The following is a 21,348-nucleotide window of genomic DNA, read 5'->3' as shown; positions in this document are numbered from 1 at the left end:
TAAGGCTGGATAAACCGCCGGTATTGCCCCATGAAAGCCAAGCGTCCGGTTTGCGGGGCGCCCGCCGTCGAAATGCCCACGCCAGCCGCCAGTCAGAACTATCAGTATTGCAACCTCGACCATAGCGAATCAGCCAGCACCGCGCTCGCTGAGGAAGTGGCGTTGGCAATCGCCTACAACGGCATCAGCCAGGCGGTGATGCTGGTGACACCGAGTGACCTGGAAGACTTCATCGTCGGTTTCAGCCTGGGTAGCGGGATCATCAGTGACGTGTCCGACCTCTATGACCTGCAACTCAGCGGGTCCGGTTCGGCGCAGTACGCGCAGGTCAGTATTTCCAGCCGCGCGTTCTGGAACCTCAAGCAGCAGCGCCGGCAACTGGCCGGTACCAGCGGTTGTGGACTCTGTGGCGTCGAAGCGGTAGAGCAAGCCTTGCCGCAACTCAACGTATTGCCCGGTGCCCCCTTACCGCCCGCACAATGGCTTGAAGGCCTGCGCCAGCGCATCGGTGAATTCCAGCCATTGGGCCAATACAGCGGCGCAGTGCACGCCGCTGTGTTCATGAACAACCAGGGCGAGTTGCTACTGGGCCGTGAAGACATCGGCCGGCACAACGCGCTCGACAAGCTGATTGGCGCGCTGATCCGCCAGAACATCCCGATGGCAGGTGGACTGGTGATAGTCACCAGCCGTTGCAGCCTCGAACTGATCCAGAAAGTGCTGCGCGCCGGCATCCAGACCCTGGTCAGCCTGTCGTCGCCCACCGGCCTGGCCGTGCAATGGGCACGCCGGCACAACCTCAATCTTATCCACCTGCCGCAAAAAAGTGCGCCGCGGGTCTACAGCCCTGCGACGGAGAACCAAGCGTGAGTCAACATCGTCAAGCCGACCAGAAACCCGTCCCCCGCTACAAACCCTACAAAGGCCCAGCCGGTGGCTGGGGCGCGCTGATCAGCGTCGCCCAGGCCTGGTTGACCAGTGATAACGCGCTGAAAAACCTCCGCATAATGCTCAAGACCAACCAGAACGGCGGCTTCGACTGCCCCGGTTGTGCCTGGGGCGATTCTCCGGAAAAGGGCATGGTGATGTTCTGCGAGAACGGCGCCAAGGCGGTCAACTGGGAAGCCACCAAGCGCCGGGTCGATGCCGCGTTCTTCGCCAAGCACAGCGTCAGCTCGCTGCTGGAACAAAGTGACTACTGGCTCGAATACCAGGGCCGGTTGACCGAGCCGATGAGCTACAACGCCGAAACCGACCGCTACACTCCCATCAGCTGGGAAGCAGCCTTCGCGCTGATCGGTAAACACCTGCAGAACCTGCCGAGTCCGAATCAGGCCGAGTTCTACACGTCGGGCCGCGCCAGCAACGAAGCGGCGTATCTCTATCAGCTGTTCGTCCGCGCTTTCGGCACCAACAACTTCCCTGACTGCTCGAACATGTGCCACGAGGCCAGCGGTGTGGCCATGGCGCAGAGTGTTGGTGTCGGCAAAGGCAGCGTGACCTTCGACGACTTCGAACACGCGGACGCGATTTTCGTTTGGGGCCAGAACCCCGGCACCAACCATCCACGGATGCTCGAACCTCTGCGCGAAGCAGTGAAGCGCGGCGCTCAGGTGGTGTGCATCAACCCGCTCAAAGAGCGTGGCCTGGAGCGTTTCCAGCACCCACAGCACCCGATCGAAATGCTCACCAACGGTGACAAGCCGACCAACACCGCGTACTTCCGCCCAGCGTTGGGCGGCGACATGGCGCTGCTGCGCGGCATGGCCAAGTTCCTGCTGCAATGGGAACGCGAGGCGCAGCAAACTGACGCGCCATCGGTGTTCGACCACGACTTCCTCAACGAACACACCGTCAGCGTGCTCGACTACCTGGGCGAAATCGACGACACCTCATGGGAGCAGATCGTCGAGCAGTCCGGGCTGACTCTGGAGGAGATCGAGCAAGCGGCGCGCATGTACGCCAAAGGCAAGAACGTGATCATGTGCTGGGCCATGGGCATTACCCAGCACCGGCACTCGGTACCGACCATCCAGGAAATCGCCAACCTGATGCTGCTGCGCGGCAACATCGGTCGGCCGGGCGCGGGCCTGTGCCCGGTGCGCGGGCACAGCAACGTGCAAGGCGACCGGACCATGGGCATCAACGAACGCCCACCGGCGTTTTTCCTCGATGCGCTGGAGCGCCGCTTCCAGTTCAAGGTGCCGCGTGAAAACGGTCACAACGTGGTCGAGGCCATCCACGCGATGCTCGACGGTCGCTCGAAAGTCTTCATCGGTCTGGGCGGCAACTTTGCCCAAGCCACGCCGGACAGCCCACGGACCTTCCAGGCCCTGAGCAATTGCGACCTCACCGTGCAAATCAGCACCAAGCTCAACCGCAGCCATCTGGCGCACGGTAAAGAGGCGCTGATCCTGCCGTGCCTCGGGCGCACCGACATCGACTTGCAAACCGAAGGGGCGCAAGCGGTGACCGTTGAAGATTCGTTCAGCATGGTTCACGCCTCCAACGGCCAACTGCAGCCGTTGTCGAAACAGATGCGCTCGGAGCCGTCGATCATCGCCGGCATCGCTGCCGCAACCTTGGGCGCCACGCCTGTCGACTGGAATTGGCTGGTGGCCGATTACCGCCGTATCCGCGAACTGATTGCCGACACTATTCCGGGCTTCAAGGACTTCAACCAGAAAATCGAGAACCCGGGCGGCTTTTATCTCGGCAACAGCGCACGTGCCCGGCGCTGGCACACGCCGTCGGGCCGCGCCAATTTCCGCCCGAACATCCTGCCAGCTGATCTGGTGCACGAGCGCACCCGCGCCACCGGGCAGTTACCAGACCTGATCATGCAATCAATGCGCTCTCACGATCAGTACAACACCACCATTTACGGTCTCGACGACCGTTATCGTGGGGTCAAAGGCCAGCGTGACGTGCTGTTCGTCAACGAAGCCGACATCATCCGCCTGGGTTTCAAACCGGGGCAGAAAGCCGATATCGTATCGATCTGGGATGACGGCCGTGAGCGCCGCGTCAAAGGCTTCACCTTGCTGGCGTTCGATATTCCCGCCGGACAAGCCGCCGCCTACTACCCGGAAGTGAACCCGTTGGTGCCGCTGGAAAGCATCGGTGATGGCAGCCACACACCGACCTCCAAGTTCGTGGCGATCCGTTTGGAAGCAGCAAGCGAAACCGGGTTGATCATGGCGAAGTCTGCCTGAGACAAAGTCAAACCTCTGTGGCGAGGGAGCAAGTTCCCTCGCCACAGGACTATGTTCACCTCACTGACCCGGTGTCAGAACACTTTCCAAACGCCCACAAAAAAGGCCGCTTTTGTATCAAAGCGGCCTGTCGCAAGTAGCTAAAGACCCGCGAAAATCCATTAAGTTCCGTCTATAAAACAATAACTTAGCAAATTGTGCACAAGTCGTGTTACTCGTCGGATTTCTATTGTAACCATCGCGACACAGCCTCAGGATCGCGCCGTCATCCCTTTGAGGCTCCTCTCATGAAGTTCTCCTCGATTCTCTTGTTGTCCCTTGGCCTGATCAGTGGCGCCGCATCTGCCGGTGGCACCGCCGAGGCAGGTGTTGGCGGCGCATTGGGCGGGGTACTTGGCTCAGTGGTTGGTCAATCGCTGGGTGGCAGCACCGGCTCGACCATTGGTGCAGCCCTGGGCGGCGCCGGCGGTAGTGCGGTAGGTGCCAACAGACACAGCCGTGGCGAAGCTGCCATCGGTGGTGCGCTCGGCGCAGCCGGCGGTAACGTGGTCGGCCGCAGCATGGGCGGCACCACAGGCAGCCTGATCGGCGCAGCCGCCGGCGGTGGCGTGGGTGGTGCGCTGGGTAACCATATGGGCAACAGCAGCTATGACGAAGACCGTGGCGGTCGTGACCGTGGTGGCCGCCGTTACTACCGCGACGATGATGACCACCCTGGCCGTGGCCATGCTTACGGCCATCGCAAGCATCACCACCGGTACTATCGCGACTGATACTCGAGTAGTGTCACGCAACGGACTCCAAAAAATCGCAGCCCTCGGGCTGCGATTTTTCGTTTCACACCAGCAACCGCTCCAACGCCCTGCGTAACCCGGCAGGAATCGCCACCGGCTGATTCGAGGCCCGATCCACAAATACATGCACAAAGCGTCCTGCCGCACAGGCGTCCGCTTCCCCGGCCTTGAACACCGCCAATTCGTATTGCACCGAACTGCTGCCCAACTTGCCCACCCGCAAACCGATTTCAATGCGCTCGGGAAAAGCGATCGAGGCGAAGTAATCGCACGCCGAACTCACCACAAACCCCACCACTTCACCGCCGTGAATATCCAGACCACCGACTTCGATCAGATAAGTATTCACCGCCGTGTCGAAGAAACTGTAATAGGTCACGTTATTCACATGGCCATAGACATCGTTGTCGTGCCAGCGGGTGATGATCGGCTGGAAGTAGCGGTAGTCGGAGCGCTGGGGTATCGGGTTGGACATCAGTGTCGGTTCCTGGAATTGAACAGCCAGTCTAAGGCGAAAACCGCCCGGCCCGCTCCTACATGAGTGACAGTTCAGTCAGTCAGATTCGCTTCGGCCCACTCGCGTACCTCGGCATATGGATAATCCTCCAGCGCTGCAAACCCCGGAATCGCTCGCGCCTTGAGCTTGGTAAACAACGGCACGCTGATACCGCACAAGAATCGCGTCAGCCGTTCCGCACCCGGTAGATCTCCGTTGTACGCCTCATGCCTGTGGATAAAGTCGCCACACAGCGACTCGAAGTTTTTATCCACAAGCGCCGGCAGCTCAGGCGGTTCCGGCAGGCGGGCAACCTGCCCATGACACACCGAGCAATGCCCGCACTGCTGCGGCGCATTGTCGTCGCCGAAGTACTGCGCCAATCGATAACCCAGGCAGTGCTCGGTGGCGAACAGATCGAGCATCGCGTGAATCCGGGCAATTTCGGCACGTTCATGTTGCGTGAAATAGCTATGCAACTCGGCGCTCAATACCTGAGCATCGAAGTCCGTCAACAGCAGGCTGTAGACCTCGGTCATCTGCTTGCTTTCCAGCTCGACCCAGCCCTTCTCCTGGAAGTAATCCAGCGCCTTGACTACCCGGTTGCGCTCGGCCAGATGCTGCTGGTACAGCGCCTCGAAATTTACCGTGGCCCAGGTTCGCGCACGGCTGGAGGTCTGGATGATCGCCGCGACAAAGTCCCGTCGCTCGCCTTCAAAACGTGCCAACAAGGCTTCAGGCTCCAGCAGGAACTTGAAACGGTATTCGGCAAAGTAGGCGTAACGCGGGGCGATCAAGCCTTTGAGTTCAAGTTGCACCAGCAAGGTCTTGAGCGGCAATTGGCGGATATTGCTCTGGTCAGCCAGCGGTCCCAGTAAAAACTCCCACTGCCCATCTGGCGCGGCCGCTTGCAGTTCGTCGAGCACACAGCGGATGCCGTCCAGCTCCGGCGTGTCGCCGTACACGAAGTTTTCCAACACGTTGAGGCTGTCGCGGTTGGCCAGCACCAGACAGTCGGAAGGCTGCCCGTCACGCCCGGCACGGCCAATTTCCTGACTGTAGTTTTCGATGGATTTCGGCAGGTCAAAATGCACCACGTTGCGGATATCGCTCTTGTCGATACCCATCCCGAACGCGATGGTGGCGACGATGCAATTGGACTGCCCGCCCATGAACCGACGCTGAATGGCTTCCCGTTGTTCGTGGGGCAAACCGGCGTGATAGGCCTCGGCCTGAAGACCGTTTTGGCTCAGGTGCTGGGCAATCTGTTCGGCGGTTTTCTGCAAGGTCACGTAGACGATGCTCGGCTGCCCGGCACGCTGGCTCATCCACTCCACCAGACGCCGGCGCTTGTCCTGGCCACGCACCGGTTCAACCAGCAAATTCAGGTTGGGCCGATAGAAACCGGTGGTCACCACATCGTTCGCCGCGATAGCGAATTTCGCCTGCATGTCGGCGATCACCTTGGGCGTGGCAGTGGCGGTCAGTAGCAAGGCTTGCGGGATGTTGAACTGGCGCTGGTAGTCCGGCAGTTTCAAATAGTCGGGCCTGAAGTTGTGGCCCCACTCGGAGATACAGTGCGCCTCGTCCACCACCAGCAACGAGATCGGCACCTGCTGCAAAAAGTTGCGAAAGCGCTCGTTCTTCAAGCGCTCCACGGAAATCATCAGGATCTTCAATTCGCCGGAACGCGCCCGCGCCATCACCTCGTTGGCGTCATCGCGGCTCTGCGCCGAATCGATACTCGCCGCGGCAATGCCGTGACGCTGCAAGAACGCCAATTGGTCCTGCATCAACGCCAGCAACGGCGACACCACCAGTGTCAGGTGCGGCAGCAACAAGGCCGGCAACTGATAGCACAAGGATTTGCCAGACCCGGTCGGAAAAATCGCCGCCGCCGAGCGCCCGGCCAACACTGCACTGACCGCCGCCTCCTGGCCGGGCCGGAACTGTGGATAACCAAAGACCTGTTCGAGGGTGTTGTGCATAAGCTGTCACTCCGTTGACTGCTGCCATGCCGAAAGCCTAGCCGGCCAAAGCAGCGAGTCGAGAAAAGGTCGGGCGCTAAAGAGATACGGAATGATACAGGGAGGGCGTGTCGCAAGAGCATCGATCGTTCCGCGCCGGACGTGGAACGATCGTAAACGAATGAGTCGAGCCTACATTTGGGCCCGACAGTCGACCCACTTCACACCGTTGCGCTGATTCGCCGCAATCAACGCGGGAACGGCCTTCGGTGCCTTGTCGTGGATGTCATGGAACAGGATGATCCCGCGGCGCCATAGCAGCATCAGGGTCTGCACACGTTGGGTCGCGGCGTCTGCGTTGATCTGTTTGCTCCAGTCCTGGGAGTCGATGCCCCAAAGCATCACTTTCAGCCCCTGAGCCTTGAAGAACCCGGCGCTATCGCTGCGACGCTGGCCATACGGTGGGCGAAACAACGACTGATAGTCATCCGGAACCGTACCGCGTACCAGCGTCACCGAACGGTTGATCGACGATTGCCACTCGCTCCAGGCGCTGTGGGATTTGTGCTCCCAGCCATGCAGGGCAACGCACTGGCCTCGGTACAACTCGCGCATTTTGTCTGGCGAAGATTGACGCAAGCGTGCCTGAAAGGGCTCGCCGAGCACAAAGAACACGCCGTGCAAATCGTTGGCCCGCAGCACATTGGCCACGGTATCGGTGTGCTTGTCGATGCCACTCGGGCCATCGTCGAACGTCAGCAGAAACTGTCGGTCGGCCAGCTCATCGCCGGTCAGTTCGGCGCTGTCGAAGCGCTCGATCTCGCTGCTGATCCTCGGGAACAACGCGGCCAGACGCAGTTGCTCGTTCAAATACTGCTCGTGAAATACCCGGCTGACCGAAGCCCATGCGGCATAGGCCGGGACGACCTCGCCGGTGAAGCTAGCCGCCTGCTGACGCAAATCGTCGAGACCACGCACCTGTGGACAAAACAGCTCGGCCTCGCAGTTCTGGCTGGCGCTGCGGTAGTTGCTCAATAGCCGGTCCCAGAAACGCTGGCGCACCTGCTCCACGGATTTGAACTCGACTTGCTTCACACCCAAACGCTGCTTGAGGGCGTTTTCGTCCAGTGCTTCGCTGGCCAGCAACGCCTTGCCGAACATCAGCATCTCGGCGCGCGAGGCCGTATCAAAACCCGCCTCAGTGGCCAGCGAACCTGGCCAGCCGCCACGATCAATCGTCGCGAATACCGCCGCACCCACCGCCTGCGCAGTGTTTGCCCACAGGCAACCGAGCAGTAAAAAAGTAAAAGCCCGCAACCGCATACCCAGCTCCTTAAATGCACAACGCGCCGATAGCGGCGCGTTGTGGGGTCAACTCAACGCAAACCGATCAGCGGTTTTGCACGCGCTCGATCGCCTTGTCATACACCGGGTTGGCTTTTTGCTGCTTGGCCAACTGGTAATGACGCAATGCGTCGGGGAACTGATTCGCCGCTTCATAGATACGGGCGATGTTGTAGTAGGAACTGGCGCGAACAGTGGCAGCCGAATTGCCGCTGGCCAGAGCGATAGCCTTGCGGTTGGCCCAGATCGACTCGGCAGTGTTGCCGGCCTTCTGATACGCCAGACCCAGGTTGCTGTAGGCCTGACCGAAACCGTTGTTCAGTTCGATAGCCTGACGATAGAAGTCGATCGCCTGCGGCAGGTCGCCGGCGTGGTAGGCCGCTTCGCCTTTCTGGTTCAGGCTTTTCGCATCCGACAGTGCCGAAGCACTGACCGCCACGGCAGTGACGGCCATGCTGTCATCGAGCAACGGCGAGACTTCGTTCAATACGTTCTTGGCATCGACCTGCGAGCCCGTGAAGTTATTGATGTCCTGGAAATCGCCGCTGCCGGTCATGCGGAATACGGTCCACAGATTGCCACTGCGGTTTTGCGGCACGTAGTAAGTGCGTACCAGCGATTGGCCCATGTACACGAACACTTTGGCCTGGCTGTCGGAGAGCGCACGCGAGCTTGGATTACCGCCGTTACTGAAGTCATGCACGGCGTAAACGTAGCTCTCACCGTAGTGCTTTTTCTCCAGGGTGATGGTTTCCGGGCCATAGCTGGTGGTGTCATCGACATCCAGATGAGCGTCGGTGCCCTGCTTGCTGCCGAAGTAGATGTTGTTGCCGGGGAAGATCATATGCGAGTCGAGGTCCCGCGGGGTTGCGCCCCAGGTCAGCACCACTCGCAGGCCGTCGAGGTTGGTCATCACCGGGCTGACGGCATAGGTCATGCCCTTGCACGGGCACTTGACCACCAGGTTGGAGTAACCCGGCTTCTTGATGATCAGCAGGTTGCTGGCGTCATCGGCAAAATCGGCGGTCAGGCTGACCTGGCCCTGAGCATTGGTACGCCCCACCACGTTCTGCGCGCCGTTGCGTTGCAACAGCACTTCAGCGTCGGCGATCTTCTGATCCTTGACCACCGCACTCAACACCTCGATCGGCAGTTGTTCAGCCTGCGCCGAGCCAAAAGCGGCCCACAGCGACAAAATCGAAGCCATACGATGCAATCGCATACCTAATTCCCTTTAAGTGTTTAAACAGACGTCTAGAAACGCCCTACGGATTCTGGCGCGCACCATACCGAAATTTGCCGCGTTTCGCCTGACAATCGCGTAGGAAAATTGACCTCTAAGGGAATCGCTGTAAAAAACCTCGGGCTATGTGTAGTCCCCAGCCTTAAGAGCAAGTAAACCCCCTACAAAACCTGTCCATTCGGGCTGTCTTGCGAGACTTCGGGATCGGGTTCTATAGTTTGCGGCGCGGCTAAACCCCGTGTGTCGGCCTGCAGGAGCGACGTCGTGACTTCCTACAGGACACGTTCAATGAACCCACTCGATCCGTCTAACAACCGCTATCGCCCACTCAAAACCAGCTACAGCGAAACCCCGGTGCTGGTCATCGACACCGAAGCCAACCCCCACGCCATCCTGGACGCCGCCCGACAACGCATCCGCGCCTCCAGCGACCTGCTCGAAACGCTTTATTGCCTGTGCTTCAAGCAAGCAGATGTGAAAGACATTCCGAATATCGTCAATGCGCTGTATCTGCTGACTCAGGATGGGAGTGAGTTGCTTGAGGTGGCTCGGCAGCGGATGGCGAGCTAAAAAAACGAGACGTCCTACGTCGGCGGACAGACCGATAGACACGGCCTTACCAATCTTCGTCCCCGTCCTACAACCTCGTGCTCCTTGTCGGCTATCGCCAGCCGGCACACCACACCTATAGTCGTTAGCGTCGCTGCAAAATCAGCGACCGGGTTTGGTCACCCGGACGAGAGGCACACATTTCCGTTAAATAGAGGCGCTCCTCAATGACCACATTAAATCCGTTTGTAGACCGTTACCGTCCACTTCAAACCAACCTCACTGATACCTCGCCCCTGATCATCGACACAGAGGCCGACCCGCAAGACATCCTCGAAGCCGCGCTACAACGCATCCGCGCCTCCAGTGATCTACTCGAAACCTTGCACTGCCAATGCTTCAAACACGGCGACGTCAAAGACATTCCGCACATCACCCACGCCCTCTACCTGCTGACTCAGGACGGCCGCGACCTGCTCCAGGTCGCCCAACAACGCATGCTGAACTGGAAAGCGCCGGCCTGACACACCACACGCGCTGGCACGCCACGTTCCTGTAGGAGCCTGGCTTGCCAGCGATGAACGCACCGCTTGTTTTCAGACATAAATGAAAGAAACAGCAGCCCCGAGACTGCCGTCATGAGCCAATTAACCTTCAAACAAAAACAAGCGCATTACGAAAAGGTCCGCCGATCCAACTACCTGGCCAGTCTGCGTCTCGCAGGATTCGACACCTCCCGGCGGACCTCGACAAACCACTCCCTACACGAGAAGAAGTACTCGCAAAGTTCCGACAAGAAGAACCGCCACCATTCGCCCTTCCCCCCAAGCCTGACGACCAATAAGATCCGCCTAAGCCCAACCGGACGCCCCGCAATGAACCTCGCCCCCAACTTCCCCGACGACAACGCCATGCAGTTACTCATGCAGCTGCTGCACGAAGAACTCGGCCTGCCCGAACGAAAAACAATCAGCCTCAGTACCGCGATCAATTTCGACCTCGGCTGCGACGGCTCGGATGCACGACACCTGATGGAAGCTCTGGAAGAACAGTTCGCTATCGACTTCGTCGACTACGACGCCTATCGCTACTTTCAGCCCGAAGGCTTTGACGTGTTTCTCAAACGACGGGCCAAGGGACGCGGCGACAAAGTCCCGCTGACCATTGGCATGCTCTACCAGGCCATCAGGGCGCAACGCTGGGAAACGCAGGAACTGGAAGGCAAGCCGAACACATAAGTGCCATTATTCTGGCCGTTTAGTGCCTTTTCAGCTGGAATATTGGTAGTTCTACCTCCGCTGGCCTGAATTGCGCCCGCAAAAAAGCCGCCCCTAAGGGCGGCTTTCTCTTACCTCAAACCACTACCGATACTTACAACTTCGGCCCAGCAGCCTTGATCGCGTCGCTCACTTCAAACTTCTTGAAGTTCTCGATGAACAGACCGGCCAGCGCCTTGGCAGCCTCATCGTAAGCAGCCTTGTCAGCCCAGGTGTTGCGTGGGTTCAACAGGCCGGTTTCAACGCCTGGCACAGCCAATGGCACGTCGAGGTTGATGGTGTCGAGGTGTTCGGTGGCTGCACCGATCAGCGCGCCGCTCTGGATCGCTGCGATCACCGCGCGGGTGGTCGGGATGTTGAAGCGCTTGCCGACGCCGTAGCCGCCGCCGGTCCAGCCGGTGTTGACCAGGTAGACTTTGGAGCCGAAGCCGCGGATGCGCTTGATCAGCAGTTCTGCGTATTCGCCAGCCGGACGCGGGAAGAACGGTGCGCCGAAGCAGGTGGAGAAGGTCGACTTGATGCCGCTGCCCGAACCCATTTCGGTCGAGCCCACCAGCGCGGTGTAGCCAGACAGGAAGTGGTAGGCCGCTTGTTCTTCATTGAGGATCGACACTGGCGGCAGCACGCCGGTCAGGTCGCAGGTCAGGAAGATCACTGCGTTTGGCTCGCCGCCCAGGTTCTTCTCGGAACGCTTGGCAACGTGCTCCAGCGGGTAGGCGGCGCGGCTGTTCTGGGTCAGGCTGACATCGGTGTAGTCGGCGTGCTTGGCGTCGTCGATCACGACGTTTTCCAGGACGGCGCCGTGCTTGATGGCTTTCCAGATGACCGGCTCGTTCTTCTCGGACAGGTCGATGCACTTGGCATAGCAACCGCCTTCGATGTTGAACACCACGCCCTCGCCCCAGCCGTGTTCGTCGTCACCGATCAGGTAACGGCTTTCGTCGGCGGACAGGGTGGTCTTGCCGGTGCCGGACAGACCGAAGAACAGGGTCACGTCGCCCTCTTCGCCGATGTTGGCGGCGCAGTGCATTGGCAGCACGTCGGCGGCCGGCAGCAGGAAGTTCTGCACCGAGAACATGGCTTTCTTCATTTCACCGGCGTAACGCATGCCGGCGAGCAGCACTTTCTTCTGCGCGAAGTTGATGATCACGCAGCCGTCGGAGTTGGTGCCGTCACGCTCTGGCACGCACTCGAAGTTGGCGACGTTCAGAACTTGCCACTCTTCACGACCAGCCGGGTTGTACTTCGCCGGGTTGATGAACAGGCAACGACCGAACAGATTCTGCCAGGCAGTCTGGGTGGTCATTTTCACGGCCAGGTAATGCTCTTCAGCCGAACCTACGTGCACGTGGGAAACGAAATGCTCTTGCGCGTTGTTGAACGCCTCAACACGAGCCCACAGGGCATCGAACTTGTCGGCCGGGAACTTGCGGTTGATCGGGCCCCAGGCGATGGCGGCCTGAGTGGTCGGCTCTTCAACAATGAAACGGTCGACTGGCGAACGACCGGTACGGTGACCGGTGCGAACGACCAGCGCGCCGGTATCGGCAAGCTCGCCCTCACCGCGACTCAGGGCTTCTTTAACCAGATCATCAACACTCAGATCGGTGTACACAGCATTATTGGCTTGCGTCATGAGGTTCCCCGTCGGCCAGTGGCCGAGTGCTCCAAACGTTTTGTAGTAGAAAGTCGCGCACTACTACCGCTAAAAAAGTGGGCCGGATTATGCCAGAAAAGCCCAAAAATAGTAGGGCCCTCCCGTCAGGACGGCGTTATTCCGGCGTTTACCAGTGAATTTACCTGCGCTGAAGCGTTTTAGTGACGGGTATCTGACGGCGTATCGACACCCGCTCCGGCGAACAATTGGGTGATATCGGCCGCATCGAACAGGTAGCGCTGGTTGCAGAACTGGCAGTCGATTTCGATGTGGCCACCGTGCTCGACGACCAGTGCCTGAGCATCTTCCTGACCCAGGCTGGACAGCGCGTTTGCAGAACGCTCACGCGAGCAACTGCAATGGAAGCGTAGTTTCTGCACATCAAACAGGCGCACCTGCTCTTCGTGGTAGAGACGATGCAAGATGGTTTCGTTGTCCAGGCTCAGCAATTCATCGGCGGTCAGGGTGCTGCCCAGCGCGGTGATGTGCTGCCAGCTGGCGGCACGTTCTTCTTCGTCTTTCAGGCGGTCGGCCGGCAGCTGTTGCAGCAGCAGACCACGGGCGCGACGGCCATCGGCGTGCAGCCAGAAGCGCGTGCCGACTTGCTGCGACATGACGAAATAGTTGGTGAAGCAGTCGGCCAGGGTCGCGCCGTCGAGGTCGACGATGCCCTGGTAACGCTGGCCCTGGGTCGGGTCGACGGTGAGCGCCAGCACGCCGTCGGGCATCATGTCGGCCAGAGTCGCGTCAGCGGCGATCAGGTCTACGTCGTAACGGGCCAGACCACGGATTTCACGCTCGCTGGAGCACTCGATCATCAACAGCGACACCGGGCCTTCGGAACGCGCCTGCAGGATCAGCAAGCCATCGAACTTCAAGGTGCCGACCAGCAGCGCCGCAGCCGCCATCAGTTCGCCAAGCAGTTGCGCGACCGGCTCCGGATAGGGATGTTTGGCGAGGACTTCGGCATAGCTACGCTCCAACGCCACCAGCTCGCCGCGGGTGTCGCTGTCATCGAAGATGAAGCGTTGGGTGAAGTCGGTATCCGGTAGATCAGTCATAGGTCTGGGTATCTGAAGTGAAGACTAAAGGATGACAAGGGCTGAAAGCCGCGCCTTGCGCACCGTTTCGGTGCATTAATATTGGCCATGGCAGGCATTTTATGAACAATCCGGGTTTGTTCCAAGCAAGCTCGAACCGCGACGTAACGATGCTCGCTAGTTTAGCCCCGTTAGCCTGTGGCGAGGGAGCTTGCTCCCGCTGGAGGCCGAAGGACTCCCAGACCCGGCCAACGCGGTGAGGTCAGGTACTACCCGGAAGCTGGGTTTACGGCTGCTTCGCCCGAACGCGGACCGGCCAGCGGGAGCAAGCTCCCTCGCCACAAAAGCGCGATTACTCGCCAGCGTTGCTGCCATGAAACTTGAACAGGTCCCGGCGCTGTTTCTTGCTCGGTTTGCCGTCGGTGCTGACGCCCAGGGCGCCGGCCTTGCGCTGGGCTGCGGCGTTTTCGCGTTTGGCGATACTGGCTTCGGTCTCAACGTACAACGTCTGGGCCTCAGGGGCGCCACGGCGGACGATCGAGAGTGCCTGGACCACCACGGTACGCTCATCGAAACCTGCGCGAATCTGAAACTCGTCACCAATCCTCGGTTCCTTGCCCGGCTTGCAGCGCTCCCCCCGGCAATGCACCTTGCCGCTTTCGATCGCTGATTTGGCCAACGCACGGGTTTTGTAGAAGCGCGCCGCCCACAACCACTTATCGAGACGGACTTTGTCGTCCTCTTCGTTTTTTTGTGCCATGGGTTTTCCTCATTCTGAAATATTTCTGAACTGTACTACCGTTTCTGTCGTGCCATGAATTTCGCCGGTTCAGCATACAATGCGCGACGCTATCGGGCCTTGCTCGGCAGCCGAAAATCCGGGCCGTAGATATCTGTCGCCTTTTAACCTTTATTCTGCGTGAATACCGCAAATTCGGCCGCTTTGCGGTGCGAACGGTTCCTCACCGGTTGAGCACATTTGAAGACATTTGACCATTTGACCGTTGTGGGTCTGCGCGAGTGGGTGGCGCTCCCTGATTTGGGAGTTGCGGGCCTGCGGGCGAAGATCGACACCGGCGCCAGCACCTCCAGCCTGCATGCCACCGAAATCGAGCCGTTCGAGCGCGACGGGGAAACGTGGGTGCGTTTCAACGCGCACCTGGGCACGGTGGTGCAGTTGCGTCACCGCCGCTGCGAAGCGCCGTTGGTGACGATGAAGACCATTAAAAGCTCCAACGGCCAAGCACAGGTGCGTTACGTGATCAGTACCACCCTGGCGCTCGGCGATCGGGTTTGGCGAGTGGAGTTCACCCTCGCCTGCCGCAAGTCCATGCGTTATCGCCTGCTGCTCGGTTCCAAAGCCCTGATCGACGGCCAATTGGTGGTCAATCCAGGCATTAAATACGTTCAAGACAAGCCGGTGTTCCCGGTGTCCACTACCTCTTCCACAGGTGTTGCATGAAGATCGCTGTGCTGTCGCGGAACCCGCGTCTGTATTCCACTCGTCGTTTGGTTGAAGCCGGCACCGAACGCGGCCATGAGATGGTGGTGATCGATACCCTGCGCGCCTATATGAACATCGCCAGTCATAAGCCGCAGATCCACTACCGCGGCAAGCCGCTGGAAGGCTTTGACGCTGTGATCCCGCGGATCGGCGCCTCGGTAACTTTTTACGGCTGCGCGGTGTTGCGCCAGTTCGAAATGATGGGCGTGTTCCCGCTCAACGAGTCGGTGGCCATCGCCCGCTCGCGGGACAAACTGCGCTCGCTGCAATTGCTTTCTCGTCGCGGTATCGGTTTGCCGGTCACCGGTTTTGCTCACTCGCCGGACGACATTCCCGACCTGATCGAAATGGTCAACGGCGCACCGTTGGTGATCAAGGTGCTGGAAGGCACTCAGGGCATCGGCGTGGTGATGTGTGAAACGGCGACGGCGGCGGAGTCGGTGATCGAGGCGTTCATGGGCCTCAAGCAGAACATCATGGTTCAGGAATACATCAAGGAAGCCGGCGGCGCGGACATTCGCTGCTTCGTGGTCGGCGACAAGGTGATCGCCGCGATGAAGCGTCAGGCCAAGCCCGGCGAGTTCCGTTCCAACCTGCACCGTGGCGGTAGCGCCAGCCTGATCAAGATCACCCCCGAAGAGCGCATGACCGCGCTGCGTGCGGCCAAGGTCATGGGTTTGAGCGTGGCGGGTGTGGATATCCTGCGTTCCAACCATGGGCCGCTGGTGATGGAAGTGAACTCGTCGCCAGGGCTGGAAGGGATCGAAACCACCACCAGCAAAGACGTGGCGGGGATCATCATTCAGCACATCGAGAAGAACGGCGGGCCGAATATGACGCGGACCAAAGGAAAAGGCTAGCGCTCGGCCAGTCCCATGGTGGCGAGGGAGCTTGCTCCCGCTGGAGGCCGAAGGACTCCCAAATGCAGCGGTTGTGCTGGATCAGGTTAAACACAATCGCTGGTTTTGCGGTTGCTGCACAACCGAGCGGGAGCAAGCTCCCTCGCCACAAGGATCGCGACCTGCCGTTAGACAGCATCCCTCGGCAACATCAGCCCAAGCGGCAACCGCACTCGCGCTTCCAGGCCGCCACCGGAGCGGTTGCGCAGTTCAACGTTGCCGCCATGCATCGACGCAATCCGCTTGACGATGGCCAGCCCTAGCCCGGTGCCCTTGCCGCCCCGCGCGCGGTCGCCACGGGTGAACGGGTTGAAGATCGCTTCCAGCTCTGACGGATCGATCCCGGCGCCACGGTCCATGACGCTCAGCACCACGTAAGGTGCGCTGACGTCGCCCGAAACATACGCCGCCACCTCAACGCCGCTGCCAGCGTGATGCAAGGCGTTGCCGATCAGGTTGTTCAAGAGACGTTTCATCGAGACCCGGCGCAACGGGAATGGCTGGATCGGCTCCAGACGCAAGCGCACCCGCTCCTCGTTCTGGTTGTAAGGCGCCGCTACTTCGCGCACCAGATCACTCAGGTCGACTTCCTCGACCGACTCGTCCCGACCATCGCGAATGAATGCCAGGAACTGGTCGAGAATCGCGTCCATGTCTTCGATGTCACGCACCATGTCGTCGCTCAGGTCGCTGTGATTACCCATCAGCTCCAACGACAGACGCAAGCGGGTCAACGGTGTGCGCAGGTCGTGTGATACCCCGGCGAGCATCAATTCACGTTCGCGGCCGGCCTGTTCAACGTCTTCCGCCATCTGGTTGAACGCCCGATAGACCTCGGTCATTTCGCTCGGTGTGTCGCTGATCGGCAGGCGCACGCTACGCCCCTGGCCCAGTTGCCGGGCGGCATCGACCAGCCGCTTGAGCGGTTGGTTGAGCTGGCTGACGAAAATCCACGCCGAAGCGGTGGATAACAAGCCGATGGCGAGAAACCAGCCGAGTACGTTCCAGATTTTCTGGCCACGCAACGGATGCGGGTACAGCGGCACTTTCAACCAGCCGTCACCCAGGCTCGGGGCCCGAACCCAAAGCGCCGGCGGTGCGTGCATGCGCAATCGCACTTCGGTGTCGGCACCCAGTTCGGCCTGCATCTGTCGTTGGTAGATTTCGCTATAGGGCCAATGCTGTTCACCCTCGGGAACACCGGCGCCCACCACACGAATCAGTGTCGCGGCATCGGCAATCTTTGCCCGGTTTTCTTCGTCCGCAGCCCAGTAGGCACGCAAGGTCAGCGCGACACCGTGACTGTATTGGCGATCCACCAGCACGTCCTCGTTCATCAACAGATAAACCAGGGTCAGCGCCTTGGAAAACAGCACGACGATCAGCACCAGCCAGAGGGTGCGAGAGAAGAAACTTTGGGGGAACCACACGGGGGTTTTCATAGACAACCGCTACATACTTTGCAGGAGCGAGCGAAGCTCGCAGAGTTGCGGATCGCGAATCAACCGGGTGACACGTTACCCGGCTGACCCGCTCCTACAAATCACCGATCACTTGGTCGCGGTGCCGTCCGGAACGAACACGTAACCCACGCCCCAGACCGTTTGAATGTAGCGTGGTTTCGATGGATCAGGCTCGATCATCCGGCGCAGGCGGGAGATCTGGACGTCGATGGAACGCTCAAGGGCATCCCATTCGCGGCCACGGGCCAGATTCATCAGCTTGTCGCGGGTCAGTGGTTGACGCGCATTCATCACCAACGCCTTGAGCACCGCGAATTCACCGGTAGTGAGCATGTGTACTTCGTCGCCGCGCTTGAGTTCGCGAGTCGCCAGCGACAATTCGTAATCACCGAAGGTCACGCTTTCGTCTTCGCTGCCCGGTGCGCCCGGTACGGGAGCCGACTGGCGACGCAGGACCGCTTTGACACGCGCCATCAGCTCGTCCGGGTTGAACGGCTTGGCCAGGTAATCGTCGGCACCCAGTTCCAGGCCCTTGATACGGCTCAGCTCATCGCCCTTGGCGGTCAGCATGATGATCGGAATCTGATTGTTTGCGCCACGCAAACGACGGCACGCAGTCAGGCCGTCTTCGCCGGGCAACATCAGGTCGAGGACGACCAGGTTGAACACTTCACGCGCCAGCAAACGATCCATCTGTTCGGTGTTCGGTACGGCGCGGGCACGATAGCCCTTGCTGACGAAAAAACGTTCCAGCAGGCTGCTGAGCCCCGGATCGTCGTCAACGATAAGAATTTTTTCGCCTTCAGCAGTTTGTGCAGTGCTGCTCATTGGATGCTCCTTTGATCTCGGTGCGCATTATGGCGTAGCTGCCGTTATACGCACCGTGTGCATTGTTAGCAGATTTTTCCTCTACCGCCAGCGACATGGCCTTTATGCCTACAGCCTGCGATGCCCCCATCGGGCAGAACGGCGGTTATAATGCGCGGCCTTTTGTGTCGGGCAACGTCTGATCGTTACTGCCGGTGGCGGCTTTTTATTTTTCATCGCCCGGCAGTAATTGTTCGATTCCACGGGTCAATGGGATGCCTTTTGATCCAGGTAGCGGCGCTCGCCAGGCCGCTCAACCAGACTCGCCGGGCCTTATTCCCTGCGCCCGCGAGCCTGCTTTCACAATTTGTCAGGTGGTTTTATGGACAGCATCAACAGCCGCATCGCCGAGGAACTCGGTGTACGCCCACAACAGGTCGAAGCGGCCGTCGCGCTACTCGATGAAGGCGCCACGGTGCCCTTCATCGCCCGCTACCGGAAAGAAGTGACCGGCAGCCTCGATGACACGCAATTGCGTCATCTGGAAGAGCGTCTGCGCTACCTGCGAGAACTCGACGAACGGCGCATCAGCATCCTTGCCAGCATCGAAGAGCAAGGCAAGCTGACCCCGCAACTCGAGCGCGATATCAAACTCGCCGACACCAAGACCCGCCTCGAAGACTTGTACCTGCCGTACAAGCAAAAACGCCGCACCAAGGGCCAGATCGCCCTGGAAGCCGGCCTTGGCGAACTGGCCGACGGCCTGTTCAACGACCCGAACCTGACGCCAGACACCGAAGCCGCACGCTTCGTCAACGCCGAAAAAGGCGTGGCGGATGTGAAGGCGGCCCTCGAAGGCGCCAAGTACATCCTCATGGAACGCTTCGCCGAAGACGCCAACCTGCTCGACAAGTTGCGCAATTACCTGAAGCAGGAAGCCACGCTCAGTGCCCGCGTGATCGCCGGCAAGGAAGAAGAAGGCGCCAAGTTCCGCGACTATTTCGAACACGACGAACCGCTGAAAAGCATGCCATCGCACCGCGCCCTGGCGATTTTCCGTGGCCGCAACGAAGGCATTCTCAGCTCCGCACTGAAAGTCGGTGACGAGCTGCCGGGCACCATGCACCCGTGCGAGGGCATGATCGGTCAGCAATTCGGCATCGCCAACCAGAACCGCCCAGCCGACAAATGGCTCGGTGAAGTGGTGCGCTGGACCTGGAAGGTCAAGCTCTACACCCACCTGGAAACCGACCTGCTCGGCGAGCTGCGCGACGGCGCCGAGACCGAGGCGATCAACGTGTTCGCGCACAACCTGCACGACTTGCTGCTGGCCGCTCCCGCCGGCCCACGTGCCACGCTGGGCCTGGACCCGGGCCTGCGCACCGGTTGCAAGGTGGCGGTGGTCGACGCCACCGGCAAGCTGCTGGATCACGCCACGGTTTACCCGCACGTGCCGCACAACAAGTGGGACCAGACCATCGCCGTGCTCGCCGCCCTGTGCGCCAAGCACTCGGTGGACCTGATTGCCATCGGCAACGGCACTGCCAGCCGTGAAACCGACAAGCTCGCCGCGGACCTGATCAAAAAATACCCAGCGATGAAAATGACCAAGGTCATGGTCTCCGAAGCCGGCGCTTCGGTGTACTCGGCCTCGGAACTGGCCTCCAAGGAATTCCCGGACCTCGACGTGTCGATCCGTGGCGCGGTGTCGATTGCCCGTCGCTTGCAAGACCCGCTGGCCGAGCTGGTGAAAATCGATCCGAAATCCATCGGTGTCGGCCAGTACCAGCACGACGTGTCGCAGTTGAAACTGGCGCGTGGCCTGGACGCGGTGGTCGAGGACTGCGTGAACGCCGTTGGCGTCGACGTGAACACCGCCTCCGTTGCGCTGCTGGCCCGCATTTCCGGCCTCAACGCGACCCTGGCGCAGAACATCGTGACCCACCGTGATGAAAACGGTGCGTTCAAAACCCGCGCTGCCTTGAAGAAAGTCGCCCGTCTCGGCGAAAAGACCTTCGAACAGGCCGCCGGCTTCCTGCGCGTGATGAACGGTGATAACCCGCTGGACTCCTCCGCGGTTCACCCGGAAGCCTACCCGCTGGTGCAACGCATCGCCGCTGAAACCGACCGCGATATCCGTTCGCTGATCGGCGACGCCGCTTTCCTCAAGCGTCTCGATCCGAAGAAGTACACCGACGAAACCTTCGGTCTGCCAACGGTCACCGACATCCTGCAAGAACTGGAAAAGCCGGGCCGTGACCCGCGTCCAGAGTTCAAGACTGCCGAGTTCCAGGAAGGCGTCGAAGACCTCAAGGACTTGCAGCTGGGGATGATCCTCGAAGGCGTGGTGACCAACGTGACCAACTTCGGTGCCTTCGTCGATATCGGCGTGCATCAGGACGGTTTGGTACATATCTCCGCGCTTTCGGAGAAATTCATCAAGGATCCGCGTGAAGCGGTGAAAGCCGGTGACGTGGTCAAGGTCAAGGTCATGGAAGTCGACATCCCGCGTAAACGTGTGGGTCTGTCGATGCGCATGAGCGACACCCCGGGTGAGAAGATCGACGGCGCTCGTGGCGCGCGTCCAGGTTCAGCGCCGCGTCAGTCTTCGAACCCTGCACCGCGTAAAGAAACCACGGCAGCCGCTCCAGGCAACAATGCCATGGCGTCGCTGTTCGCCAATGCCAAGCAGCTGAAGAAACGCTGATGGAAATCCCTGCGGGGTTGACCGAAAGCGCTTTTTTCAAGCTGCTGGGTTGCCGCTTGCACAGTCTTGAGGTCGGGGTGGCGCAAGTCGCCCTGGCGCTTGAGCCGCAGCTGCGTAATCGCGGCGGCAAGCTGCACGGCGGGGCGTTGTTCAGTCTGGTGGACATTGCCATGGGGCTGGCTTGTTCCAGTTCCCATGGTTTTGACCAGCAGAGCGCAACCATCGAGTGCAAGATCAACTACATCCGCGCCGTGGCTGAAGGCGAGGTGATGTGCACGGCGCAGGTGATTCACCCGGGCCGGCGCACGCTCGTGGTCGAAGCCGATGTGATGCAAGGCGACAAACTGGTCGCAAAAGCACAAGGCACGTTCGCTGTCCTGTAGATG

Annotated in this window: 19 protein-coding genes and 1 pseudogene; 11 read left to right on the top strand and 9 right to left on the bottom strand. The window is 60.0% G+C overall.

What is annotated here, in order from left to right; genetic code table 11:
- The first annotated feature begins 30 nt into the window (after nt 1–30).
- The 3 genes from fdhD (at nt 31) to AABM55_RS01225 (ending at nt 3,988) form a co-directional block, all read left to right on the top strand.
- Complete coding sequence (gene fdhD / locus AABM55_RS01235; protein ID WP_054595112.1) at nt 31–870, top strand: formate dehydrogenase accessory sulfurtransferase FdhD; 840 nt, start codon at nt 31–33, stop codon at nt 868–870.
- Nucleotides 867–3,215, top strand: coding sequence for an FdhF/YdeP family oxidoreductase (locus AABM55_RS01230; RefSeq protein ID WP_347928606.1), 2,349 nt, complete (start codon nt 867–869; stop codon nt 3,213–3,215). The genes fdhD and AABM55_RS01230 overlap by 4 nt, the downstream gene beginning before the upstream one ends.
- A 287-nt stretch (nt 3,216–3,502) precedes the next feature.
- Entirely contained in the window at nt 3,503–3,988 is a 486-nt protein-coding gene (locus AABM55_RS01225) for a glycine zipper domain-containing protein (protein WP_347928605.1), read from the top strand.
- 64 nt (nt 3,989–4,052) lie between these two features.
- On the opposite strand, the gene AABM55_RS01220 is transcribed toward AABM55_RS01225, so the two are convergent.
- The 4 genes from AABM55_RS01220 to AABM55_RS01205 form a co-directional block, all read right to left on the bottom strand.
- Nucleotides 4,053–4,484 (bottom strand): thioesterase family protein, encoded by a 432-nt coding sequence (locus AABM55_RS01220; protein WP_347928604.1) that lies wholly within the window; start codon nt 4,482–4,484, stop codon nt 4,053–4,055.
- 74 nt (nt 4,485–4,558) lie between these two features.
- Nucleotides 4,559–6,493, bottom strand: a complete 1,935-nt coding sequence (locus tag AABM55_RS01215; RefSeq protein WP_347928603.1) for an ATP-dependent DNA helicase RecQ — start codon at nt 6,491–6,493, stop codon at nt 4,559–4,561.
- Between the two features lie 171 nt (nt 6,494–6,664).
- A complete protein-coding gene (locus tag AABM55_RS01210; RefSeq protein ID WP_347928602.1) occupies nt 6,665–7,795 on the bottom strand; it encodes a polysaccharide deacetylase family protein in 1,131 nt (376 codons plus the stop codon).
- Between the two features lie 67 nt (nt 7,796–7,862).
- Nucleotides 7,863–9,038, bottom strand: a complete 1,176-nt coding sequence (locus tag AABM55_RS01205) for a tetratricopeptide repeat protein (protein ID WP_347928601.1) — start codon at nt 9,036–9,038, stop codon at nt 7,863–7,865.
- Between the two features lie 309 nt (nt 9,039–9,347).
- Here AABM55_RS01205 and AABM55_RS01200 point away from each other — a divergent pair, with 309 nt between their 5' ends.
- The 4 genes and pseudogenes from AABM55_RS01200 to AABM55_RS01185 all read left to right on the top strand — a co-directional run bounded on the left by AABM55_RS01200 (nt 9,348) and on the right by AABM55_RS01185 (nt 10,846).
- Nucleotides 9,348–9,629, top strand: coding sequence for a hypothetical protein (locus AABM55_RS01200; protein WP_347928600.1), 282 nt, complete (start codon nt 9,348–9,350; stop codon nt 9,627–9,629).
- Between the two features lie 206 nt (nt 9,630–9,835).
- Nucleotides 9,836–10,132, top strand: coding sequence for a hypothetical protein (locus AABM55_RS01195; protein ID WP_054595104.1), 297 nt, complete (start codon nt 9,836–9,838; stop codon nt 10,130–10,132).
- 114 nt (nt 10,133–10,246) lie between these two features.
- Nucleotides 10,247–10,452, top strand: a pseudogene (locus AABM55_RS01190) (YhfG family protein).
- Between the two features lie 31 nt (nt 10,453–10,483).
- Nucleotides 10,484–10,846, top strand: coding sequence for a DUF1493 family protein (locus AABM55_RS01185; RefSeq protein ID WP_347928599.1), 363 nt, complete (start codon nt 10,484–10,486; stop codon nt 10,844–10,846).
- A 133-nt stretch (nt 10,847–10,979) separates the two neighbouring features.
- Here AABM55_RS01185 and AABM55_RS01180 read toward each other — a convergent pair whose 3' ends face one another.
- The 3 genes from AABM55_RS01180 to AABM55_RS01170 form a co-directional block, all read right to left on the bottom strand.
- Nucleotides 10,980–12,521, bottom strand: a complete 1,542-nt coding sequence (locus tag AABM55_RS01180; protein WP_347928598.1) for a phosphoenolpyruvate carboxykinase — start codon at nt 12,519–12,521, stop codon at nt 10,980–10,982.
- Between the two features lie 179 nt (nt 12,522–12,700).
- Entirely contained in the window at nt 12,701–13,603 is a 903-nt protein-coding gene (gene hslO, locus AABM55_RS01175; protein ID WP_347928597.1) for an Hsp33 family molecular chaperone HslO, read from the bottom strand.
- 331 nt (nt 13,604–13,934) lie between these two features.
- Nucleotides 13,935–14,342 carry a S4 domain-containing protein gene (locus AABM55_RS01170; protein ID WP_347928596.1) on the bottom strand — a complete coding sequence of 136 codons (408 nt, stop codon included), beginning with the start codon at nt 14,340–14,342 and terminating at the stop codon, nt 13,935–13,937.
- A 219-nt stretch (nt 14,343–14,561) separates the two neighbouring features.
- Between AABM55_RS01170 and AABM55_RS01165 the strand changes: the two genes are divergently transcribed.
- Both AABM55_RS01165 and rimK read left to right on the top strand, forming a co-directional pair.
- Nucleotides 14,562–15,044, top strand: coding sequence for an ATP-dependent zinc protease (locus tag AABM55_RS01165; RefSeq protein ID WP_054595098.1), 483 nt, complete (start codon nt 14,562–14,564; stop codon nt 15,042–15,044).
- A complete protein-coding gene (gene rimK / locus AABM55_RS01160) occupies nt 15,041–15,946 on the top strand; it encodes a 30S ribosomal protein S6--L-glutamate ligase (RefSeq protein WP_054595097.1) in 906 nt (301 codons plus the stop codon). Before AABM55_RS01165 ends, rimK begins: the two co-directional genes overlap by 4 nt.
- Before the next feature lie 167 nt (nt 15,947–16,113).
- On the opposite strand, the gene AABM55_RS01155 is transcribed toward rimK, so the two are convergent.
- Entirely contained in the window at nt 16,114–17,427 is a 1,314-nt protein-coding gene (locus AABM55_RS01155; RefSeq protein WP_054595096.1) for an ATP-binding protein, read from the bottom strand.
- A gap of 108 nt (nt 17,428–17,535) precedes the next feature.
- A complete protein-coding gene (gene ompR / locus AABM55_RS01150; RefSeq protein ID WP_054595095.1) occupies nt 17,536–18,276 on the bottom strand; it encodes a two-component system response regulator OmpR in 741 nt (246 codons plus the stop codon).
- A gap of 361 nt (nt 18,277–18,637) precedes the next feature.
- On the opposite strand from ompR, the gene AABM55_RS01145 reads away from it, so the two are divergent.
- Entirely contained in the window at nt 18,638–20,962 is a 2,325-nt protein-coding gene (locus AABM55_RS01145) for a Tex family protein (protein ID WP_347928595.1), read from the top strand.
- Nucleotides 20,962–21,345, top strand: a complete 384-nt coding sequence (locus AABM55_RS01140) for a PaaI family thioesterase (RefSeq protein WP_347928594.1) — start codon at nt 20,962–20,964, stop codon at nt 21,343–21,345. Before AABM55_RS01145 ends, AABM55_RS01140 begins: the two co-directional genes overlap by 1 nt.
- The last annotated feature ends 3 nt before the right edge of the window (nt 21,346–21,348 follow it).

Origin of the sequence: Pseudomonas helvetica (assembly GCF_039908645.1) — a bacterium.
Taxonomy (GTDB): Bacteria; Pseudomonadota; Gammaproteobacteria; order Pseudomonadales; family Pseudomonadaceae; genus Aquipseudomonas; species Aquipseudomonas helvetica.
Note: the sequence above shows the minus strand (reverse complement) of the source record. Positions and strands in the feature narration are given on the sequence as shown.

Excerpts from the sequence above, each read along its gene's own strand:
- fdhD (WP_054595112.1), top strand. The coding sequence starts at position 31 with ATGAAAGCCAAGCGTCCGGTTTGCGGGGCGCCCGCCGTCGAAATGCCC.
- AABM55_RS01225 (WP_347928605.1), top strand. The coding sequence starts at position 3,503 with ATGAAGTTCTCCTCGATTCTCTTGTTGTCCCTTGGCCTGATCAGTGGC.
- AABM55_RS01220 (WP_347928604.1), bottom strand. The coding sequence starts at position 4,484 with ATGTCCAACCCGATACCCCAGCGCTCCGACTACCGCTACTTCCAGCCG.
- AABM55_RS01215 (WP_347928603.1), bottom strand. The coding sequence starts at position 6,493 with ATGCACAACACCCTCGAACAGGTCTTTGGTTATCCACAGTTCCGGCCC.
- AABM55_RS01210 (WP_347928602.1), bottom strand. The coding sequence starts at position 7,795 with ATGCGGTTGCGGGCTTTTACTTTTTTACTGCTCGGTTGCCTGTGGGCA.
- AABM55_RS01205 (WP_347928601.1), bottom strand. The coding sequence starts at position 9,038 with ATGCGATTGCATCGTATGGCTTCGATTTTGTCGCTGTGGGCCGCTTTT.
- AABM55_RS01200 (WP_347928600.1), top strand. The coding sequence starts at position 9,348 with ATGAACCCACTCGATCCGTCTAACAACCGCTATCGCCCACTCAAAACC.
- AABM55_RS01195 (WP_054595104.1), top strand. The coding sequence starts at position 9,836 with ATGACCACATTAAATCCGTTTGTAGACCGTTACCGTCCACTTCAAACC.
- AABM55_RS01185 (WP_347928599.1), top strand. The coding sequence starts at position 10,484 with ATGAACCTCGCCCCCAACTTCCCCGACGACAACGCCATGCAGTTACTC.
- AABM55_RS01180 (WP_347928598.1), bottom strand. The coding sequence starts at position 12,521 with ATGACGCAAGCCAATAATGCTGTGTACACCGATCTGAGTGTTGATGAT.
- hslO (WP_347928597.1), bottom strand. The coding sequence starts at position 13,603 with ATGACTGATCTACCGGATACCGACTTCACCCAACGCTTCATCTTCGAT.
- AABM55_RS01170 (WP_347928596.1), bottom strand. The coding sequence starts at position 14,342 with ATGGCACAAAAAAACGAAGAGGACGACAAAGTCCGTCTCGATAAGTGG.
- rimK (WP_054595097.1), top strand. The coding sequence starts at position 15,041 with ATGAAGATCGCTGTGCTGTCGCGGAACCCGCGTCTGTATTCCACTCGT.
- AABM55_RS01155 (WP_054595096.1), bottom strand. The coding sequence starts at position 17,427 with ATGAAAACCCCCGTGTGGTTCCCCCAAAGTTTCTTCTCTCGCACCCTC.
- ompR (WP_054595095.1), bottom strand. The coding sequence starts at position 18,276 with ATGAGCAGCACTGCACAAACTGCTGAAGGCGAAAAAATTCTTATCGTT.
- AABM55_RS01145 (WP_347928595.1), top strand. The coding sequence starts at position 18,638 with ATGGACAGCATCAACAGCCGCATCGCCGAGGAACTCGGTGTACGCCCA.
- AABM55_RS01140 (WP_347928594.1), top strand. The coding sequence starts at position 20,962 with ATGGAAATCCCTGCGGGGTTGACCGAAAGCGCTTTTTTCAAGCTGCTG.